Source organism: Micromonospora maritima (assembly GCF_902825405.1).
GTDB classification, from domain to species: domain Bacteria; phylum Actinomycetota; class Actinomycetes; order Mycobacteriales; family Micromonosporaceae; genus Micromonospora; species Micromonospora maritima.
In genome coordinates this window covers 1-6,717 of record NZ_CADEAU010000299.1, presented here as the reverse complement: position 1 = coordinate 6,717, position 6,717 = coordinate 1, and the positions used below count along the sequence as shown (strand labels likewise).

The window sequence follows — 6,717 nt, the reverse complement described above, 5'->3', positions numbered from 1 at the left end:
GAGTGACTGGAGTTCAGACGTGTGCTCTTCCGATCTCAGGTCCGACAGGGTACGGCCGGGCAGCCGTGCGGTGAGCAGCCAGTCGCCCAGCTCGGGGTGGCGGCCGTGGTGCAGCAGCGCCGGCACCGGCACCGCCGGCGCGCGGGCGGCCACCAGGCGCAGGTAACGCGCCTCCGCGCCGATCATGTCCGTCTCGTAGCGCAGCAGCGGCACGTCCGGCGGCGGTCCGACCTTGAGCACCACGTCGCGGCCGTCGGCCAGACGGACCCACCACACCGCGGCGAAGCCGCCACCGGTCAACGGCCCGCAGTCGACCACCTCGCCGGCCCGGCCGAGGGAGGCGGCCAGGTAGCGGCCCACCCGTTCCGGGTCGAGGTCGCGCTGGGTCGGGCTCGCGCTCATGGTCCGTGGAGACTAGTGCGCCTTCGCCTCGTGCGCTGCCCCGCGCGGCGTGCACGTCCGCCCGTCCGGCCGGGGGGCCGTCCGCGCGCCGCGACGCGGCGGGCGAGAATCGTCGGATGGGACAGCAGAACGCGGCCTGCCCGTGCGGGTCGGGCCGGCCGTACGAGGACTGCTGCGCGCCGGTGCACCGGGGCGTCGCGACCGCGGCCACCGCGGAGGCACTGATGCGCTCGCGGTTCAGCGCGTTCGCCCGCGGTGACGCCGACTACCTGCGGCACAGCTGGCACTCCCGCACCCGGCCGGCCCGGTTGGCGCTGGAGCCGGGCACCCGCTGGACCCGCCTGGAGGTGCTGGAGACCGCACGGGGCGGCCTGTTCGACAGCACCGGGACGGTCCGCTTCCGGGCCCACTACACCGAGGGCGGCCGGGCCGGCGTGCTCACCGAGCACAGCCGGTTCGCCCGGGAGGACGGCCGCTGGGTCTACCTCGACGCGCTGCCGGAGTGACGCGTGTCGGCGCGCCGGCCCCCCGCGGCGGGGCGACGAGGCCTACACTGAGGGTCGGCGCGGTCCCGCGCCCCACCTCCTTTCCGGTGCTCACGCCACCGGCCCGCGGAGGCAAAGGGGGCTTCGAGCCCTCGGGACGCGACACCTGACCACCGCGCGGCAGCCGCACGGCACGGTCGCCGGAAGCGTGGGTTCCCCGACCGGGTCGTGACAGGGAGCGCGCGATGACCCGTCAGAAGTCCTTCAAGTCCCGGGTACGCACCCGGATGGACAAGACCGGCGAGAGCTACACCACCGCCCGCCGGCAGTTGCTCGCCCGAGCCGAGCCCTCCCCCACCCCGGAGGTGGCCCCGACCGGTGGGCGAACCCAGCAGGACCGCATCTCCGACGCGCTGCTGCGCGAGCGGACCGGACAGGACTGGGCCGGCTGGTTCGACCGGCTCGACGCGTGGGGCGCGGTCGACCGGACCCACACCGAGACCGCCCGGTGGCTCGTCGACACCCACGGGATTCCGGGCTGGTGGGCGCAGACCGTCACCGTCGGCTACGAGCAGGCACGCGGGCTGCGCGCGCCGGGTCAGCGGCGGGGCGGCGGCTTCGAGGCCGGCGGCAGCCGGACCGTCGCCGTGCCGGTGGAGACGCTGTTCCACGCGTTCGCCGACGAGGCGGCCCGGCGGCGCTGGCTGCCCGACGTCGAGGTGCGGGTGCGTACCGCCACGGCGCCGAAGACGTTCCGGGCGGACTGGGCCGGTGGGCCGAGCCGGATCGTGGTGGGCCTGACCTCGGTCGGCCCGGCGAAGTCACGGGTGGCCCTGCTGCACGAGAAGCTGGCCGACGCCGGCGAGGCGGAACGGCTCAAGGCGTACTGGCGGGAGCGCCTGGCCGCGCTCAAGGCGCTGCTGGAGCGGGGGGCGGCCCGATGACCGGCGCGACCTTCGTCAACCTCCCGGTGCGCGACCTCGACGCCGCGGTGGGGTTCTTCACCGCCCTCGGGTTCGTCGCCGCGCCCCGGCCGCCGGACGCGCGGAGCGCGCAGCTCAGCTTCGGCGCGACCACGCACCTGGTCCTGCACCTGCCCGACGCCTTCGCCGCCTTCGCCGGCGCCGACGTCTGCGACACCGCGACCGCCCGGGAGGTGATCGTGGGCCTCGGGGTGGACCGGCGCGAGCAGGTCGACGCGCTCGTCGAGCGCGCGGTCGCCGCGGGCGGCACCGCGCTCGGGCCGATCCAGGACCTCGGCCACCTCGCCATGCGCGGCTTCCGGGATCCCGACGGCCACCAGTGGTCGTTCCTGCACCTGGCCGGCTGATGTCCGGGCAGGTGCGTCAAGAGGGGGCCCGCCTCCACCGGAAACGTCAGGAGCGACCGGCAGGAGGTGTCAGTTGAGGCGTCGGGTGGTGGGGCGAGTGTCCCAGCGGTAGAGGGTTCGGGCGCGACGGATGAGTTGACGTACGGTGACCAGGGCGGCTGCCAGGCACAGATGGAAGTCCGCGATCCTTGCGTCGCGGTCGGTGCAGCGCCGCCGAGCACGTCCGGCACGTGGTCGGCGGCGGCCTGCTCGCCGCTGTGCGTTCCCGGCTCGCCCGATCGGGGCCGCGGAACTGCGCCTGGCGGTCCATCCGCTCTCCGCCGGTGGTCCCCCGACGGAGCGCGCCGAACACTCACGGTGACGGCAGTGGTTGCGGCACCCGCCGACGGTGCCGCGACCGCTTTGTGATGCAGATCACTCACTTCGCTCATGCTCAGCCCCCGCGCCCCGGGGTGCACTGCTTCGCAAGTGGTCGATCACCCACCCTGAGACCCCCGGGGGCCGCCCGGGCGAGCACACGCGTACTCCCCCCAAGCAAACGGCCTCGCCGAAGGCAGAGACGCCCTGCGGGCATGATCCACAGTGAACTCGAGGGGATCGCCGGAGGCCCGGACCATGGCTACGGTGGCTCGCATGCCAACTCTGATATCGCCCACCACCAGCCTGTATGCCGCCTTCCAGGACTGCCGCGAAGACTGGGGACCCGGTCTGCACGAGGACGGCTTCGGCATCGGCCCCGAAGACGACCTGGACTCGCCCGACGGCTTCGCCGACTGGGTGCGGCGGAGTGTCCGGCTCGACCACGGGGCCGGGGCGCCATGCCCGGACGAGCGGCACGCCTCCTGCCGGTGGATCGTCGAGGACGGGCAGGTGCTCGGGGGTATCGCGATGCGGCACTGGCAGGACGACGACCTGGGCCAGATCGGCTACGGCGTCCGTCCCTCCGCGCGCCGCCGCGGCCTGGCGAGCTGGGCCCTGGGCGAGATGCTCCGCGAGGCCCGCACCGTGCTGGGTCTGCACCGGGTGCTCATTCCCTGCCTGGAGGACAACATCGCCTCGGCGCGCACCATCGAGAGCCAGGGCGGCGTGTTCCAGGGAATCCTCGACACCGGGCACGTCCGGGTCCGCCGCTACTGGATCACGCTCAGCCGCTGACCTGCCCACCGGCCGCCGGAGGTCAAGAAGGGCACCTTCCTACCCGCCGAGCGACCGGAGCGAACGGCGGACAGGACCGATCCGGACAGGAACCGATCCGGGTGGCAAGCAGGCACAGGACCTCAAGCGGGGCCCCCTCCTTACACGCGTGGGGCGGGCTGGGCGAGTTCGCCGATCTCCCGGGGCAGCTGGGCCATCGCCCGGTTGAACTCCGCGGGCCCGACCACCCGGTGCAGGGCCTGCAGCACCGCACGCGCGCCGCGCTCGGCGTCGGCCGCGGTCGCGCCGGCCCGCTCGGCGATCCGGCGCAGGAACTCGTCGTACCCGAAGACCTGCGGGTCCTCGGTCCGCGCCCGGGCCAGCAGCGGGCGCAGCTCGTGGGCCACGTGCTCGCTCAGGTCGGCGGCCTCGCCGCCGCTGATCCGCTCGGCGAGCGTCCGCAGTGTCGCCTCGGTCAGGGCGCGGGCGGACGCCTCGGACACGCCCGCCCGGGCGGACACCCGCGCGTAGAACTCCGGTTCGGCCATCGTCGGTCCTCCCGTCGGCGGCAGCGTGGCTACCCGCCCCCGACCAGGCCAAACCCGGGTCAGGCCAGGGCGCGCGCGGCCGAGACGACCGCGTGCACGCCGATCCCGGCGCGGTCCAGCTGCTGGGTGGGTGTGCCGGAGCCGGGCAACCCGCGTACCGCCAGGTGGCGGACGCGTGCCGGCGCGCCCAGGTCGGCCAGTTCCTCCAGCACCGCGGAGCCCAGCCCGCCCTGCGGGTAGTGGTCCTCCACCACCACCAGCCGCCCGCCGGTCTCCCGGACGGCCTCCAGCAGGCGCTCCCGGTCCACCGGTTTGATCGAGTAGAGGTCCACCACCCGGGCGTCGATCCCCTCCCGGGTCAGCTCCTCGGCGGCGGCGAGGCAGACGTGCACGGTGACGCCGGCGCCGAGCAGTGCCACGTCACCGCCGTCGCGGACCACCCGGCTGCCGCCGACCGGGAACTCCTCGCCGTCGTCGTAGAGCACCGGGTACGCGCCGCGGGTGGTGCGCAGGTAGCTGACGCCGGGACGGTCGGGCAGCTGGGCGACCAGGGCCGCGCAGGAGACCGCGTCGGCGGGGCAGAGCACGGTGGAGCCGGGCACCGCGCGCAGCGCGGCGATGTCCTCCAGGCCCATCTGGGACGGGCCGTCCGGGCCGATCTCCACCCCGGCGTGCGAGCCGACGAGCGTGATGTCGGCGCGGGAGACGCCGGCCATCCGGATGAAGTCGTAGGCGCGGGACCAGAACGCGGCGAACGTCGCCGCGAACGGCCGCCGGCCGCGTACGGCCAGGCCCACGGCCGCGGCGGCGAGCTGCTGCTCGGCGATGAACATCTGGAAGAACCGGTCCGGGTACGCGTCGGCGAAGCGATCGGCCCGGGTGGAGTCGCTGACCTCGCCGTCGAGGGCGACCACGTCCGGACGGACCGCCCCGAGCGCCCGCAGCGCGTCGCCGTACGCGTCCCGGGTGGCGACCTTCGTGCCGCGCGACCAGCGGGGCAGCTCGGGTTGCCGGTGCTCGGCCGGGGTGGCGCGCGGCGCGGCGGGCGGCTTCGGCCCGGCGACCCGGATCCGCCGGGGTCCGCCGAGCGCCCGCACGGCCCGGTCGGCCAGCTCCGGGTCGAGCGCCTTGCCGTGCCAGGACGGGTCGTTCTCGATCTCGGGCACGCCCCGGCCCTTCACGGTGCGGGCCAGCACCACCGTCGGTCCGGTGGCCTCCCGCGCCTGCCCGTACGCCTCGTCGACCGCGCCGAGGTCGTGCCCGTCGACGACGATCGCCCGGCAGCCGAACGCCTCGACCCGCTGCCGGTAGGTGTCGAGGTCCCACTCCAGCTCGGTCGGGCCGCGCTGCCCGAGCCGGTTGACGTCGACGATCGCGGTCAGGGCGCGCAGCCCGTAGTGGCCGGCCTTGTCCAGTGCCTCCCAGATCGAGCCCTCGGCCATCTCGCTGTCGCCGCACAGCACCCAGACGTGGGCCGGCGAGCGGTCGAGGTACTGGGCGCCGAGGGCGACGCCGACGCCCACCGGCAGGCCCTGGCCGAGCGAGCCGGTGGCCACGTCCACCCAGGGCAGGACCGGGGTGGGGTGGCCCTGCAGGCGCGAGCCGGACCGGCGGTACGTCTCCAGCAGCTCCTGCTCGCTGATCGCGCCGGTCGCCCGGAACACCGCGTAGAGCAGCGGTGAGGCGTGCCCCTTGGAGAAGATCAGGTGGTCGTTGCCGGGGTTGCCCGGGTAGGACCAGTCGTAGCGCAGGTGCCGGGCGACGAGCACCGCGAGCAGGTCGGCGGCGGAGAGGCTGGAGGTGGGGTGCCCGGAGCCGGCCATCGTCGTGCACCGGATCGCGTCCACCCGCAGTTGGGCGGCCAGCTCCGCCAGCCCGGTCAGGTCCTCGTCGCGCAGGGTGCGCTCTGCTTCCAACGTCACCGCTATCGTCTCCCCGCGGTCGGTCGTGTCCGGACCCACCGTAATCCTGAATGCGATGATTAGTCCGTTTTCCGGCAACTCACCCCCGTCCGGCGAGCAGCCAGAGCGCCACCAGCAGATAGGGCAGCACGGCCACCGCGAACGCGACCGGATTGCCCACCGCGCCGGCGAGCAGCCCGTACCCGCCGTAGAACACGACGATGGTCAGATCGGTGGCCATCCCGGCCAGCGAGGTGACCGTGGCCCGCGCGGAACCGCTGATCCGGGCCTGGAGCCGGACGTCGGCCAGCACGGTGGCCAGCTGGAACGCGGCGAACGCCACCGCCAGCAGCACGAACCCGGCCGGGTGCCGCAGCAGCGCCCCGGCCGCCAGCGCCACGGCCGCGACGACCAGGACCGTCGCCGCGCGTCTGCCGGTGCCCACCCTGCCGTGTCTACCAGCCCGGCCCGGCCGCCGGGCCGGGAACGACAGGAGCTCAGCCGGCCAGGGTGGCGCGGAGGAAGTCCAGCGCGGCCGCGTCGTCGTCGACGCCGCCCGCCTCGTGGCCGTTCCACCGCCACACCGCCAGCTCCTTGTCGCCCCGGTAGTCGTGGTAGGCGGCGTAGACCGTCGACGGCGGGACGATGTCGTCCATCAGCGCGACGGAGAAGCGGGCGGGCACCCTCGCGCGGCGGGCGAAGGCCACCCCGTCGACGTAGCCGACGGTGCGCAGCACCTGTTCCTCCCGGTCGCGGTGCACGGCCAGGTAGTCCCGGATCTCCCGGTAGGGCGTCGCGTCGGTGAGCGTCACCGCGCGCGGCACGTCGCAGAGGAACGGGACGTGGACGACCGCGGCGCGGACCCGGGGCGCGAGGGCGGCGGCGGCCAGCGCGGCCGCGCCGCCCTGGCTGTGGCC

At 75.0% G+C, this 6,717-nt stretch carries 7 protein-coding genes and 2 pseudogenes; 4 read left to right on the top strand and 5 right to left on the bottom strand.

Translation table 11 applies throughout. The annotated features are described in order from the left end of the window. Positions 1-518 precede the first annotated feature (518 nt). The 3 genes from HUW36_RS22365 to HUW36_RS22355 all read left to right on the top strand — a co-directional run bounded on the left by HUW36_RS22365 (position 519) and on the right by HUW36_RS22355 (position 2,217). Entirely contained in the window at positions 519-908 is a 390-nt protein-coding gene (locus HUW36_RS22365; RefSeq protein WP_174529969.1) for a YchJ family protein, read from the top strand. Positions 909-1,132: 224 nt separating this feature from the next. Further along, positions 1,133-1,831, top strand: a complete 699-nt coding sequence (locus HUW36_RS22360; protein ID WP_246248276.1) for a hypothetical protein — start codon at positions 1,133-1,135, stop codon at positions 1,829-1,831. Continuing rightward, positions 1,828-2,217 (top strand): VOC family protein, encoded by a 390-nt coding sequence (locus tag HUW36_RS22355; protein ID WP_174529968.1) that lies wholly within the window; start codon positions 1,828-1,830, stop codon positions 2,215-2,217. Before HUW36_RS22360 ends, HUW36_RS22355 begins: the two co-directional genes overlap by 4 nt. A 69-nt stretch (positions 2,218-2,286) precedes the next feature. Here the strand turns inward: HUW36_RS22355 and HUW36_RS22350 are convergent. After that, a pseudogene (locus HUW36_RS22350) lies at positions 2,287-2,430 on the bottom strand (IS5/IS1182 family transposase); the annotation flags it as partial. 420 nt (positions 2,431-2,850) lie between these two features. On the opposite strand from HUW36_RS22350, the gene HUW36_RS22345 reads away from it, so the two are divergent. Next, complete coding sequence (locus HUW36_RS22345) at positions 2,851-3,372, top strand: GNAT family N-acetyltransferase (protein ID WP_174529967.1); 522 nt, start codon at positions 2,851-2,853, stop codon at positions 3,370-3,372. A gap of 140 nt (positions 3,373-3,512) precedes the next feature. Here the strand turns inward: HUW36_RS22345 and HUW36_RS22340 are convergent, their stop codons facing one another. The 4 genes and pseudogenes from HUW36_RS22340 to HUW36_RS22325 form a co-directional block, all read right to left on the bottom strand. Next, positions 3,513-3,899 carry a DUF2267 domain-containing protein gene (locus tag HUW36_RS22340; protein WP_174529966.1) on the bottom strand — a complete coding sequence of 129 codons (387 nt, stop codon included), beginning with the start codon at positions 3,897-3,899 and terminating at the stop codon, positions 3,513-3,515. A 59-nt stretch (positions 3,900-3,958) separates the two neighbouring features. Beyond that, complete coding sequence (locus HUW36_RS22335; protein ID WP_174529965.1) at positions 3,959-5,821, bottom strand: transketolase; 1,863 nt, start codon at positions 5,819-5,821, stop codon at positions 3,959-3,961. A gap of 79 nt (positions 5,822-5,900) precedes the next feature. Further along, a pseudogene (locus HUW36_RS22330) lies at positions 5,901-6,296 on the bottom strand (hypothetical protein); the annotation flags it as partial. Position 6,297: 1 nt separating this feature from the next. Next, the coding region (locus HUW36_RS22325; protein ID WP_174529964.1) for an acetylxylan esterase at positions 6,298-6,717 on the bottom strand (420 nt) is incomplete at its 5' end.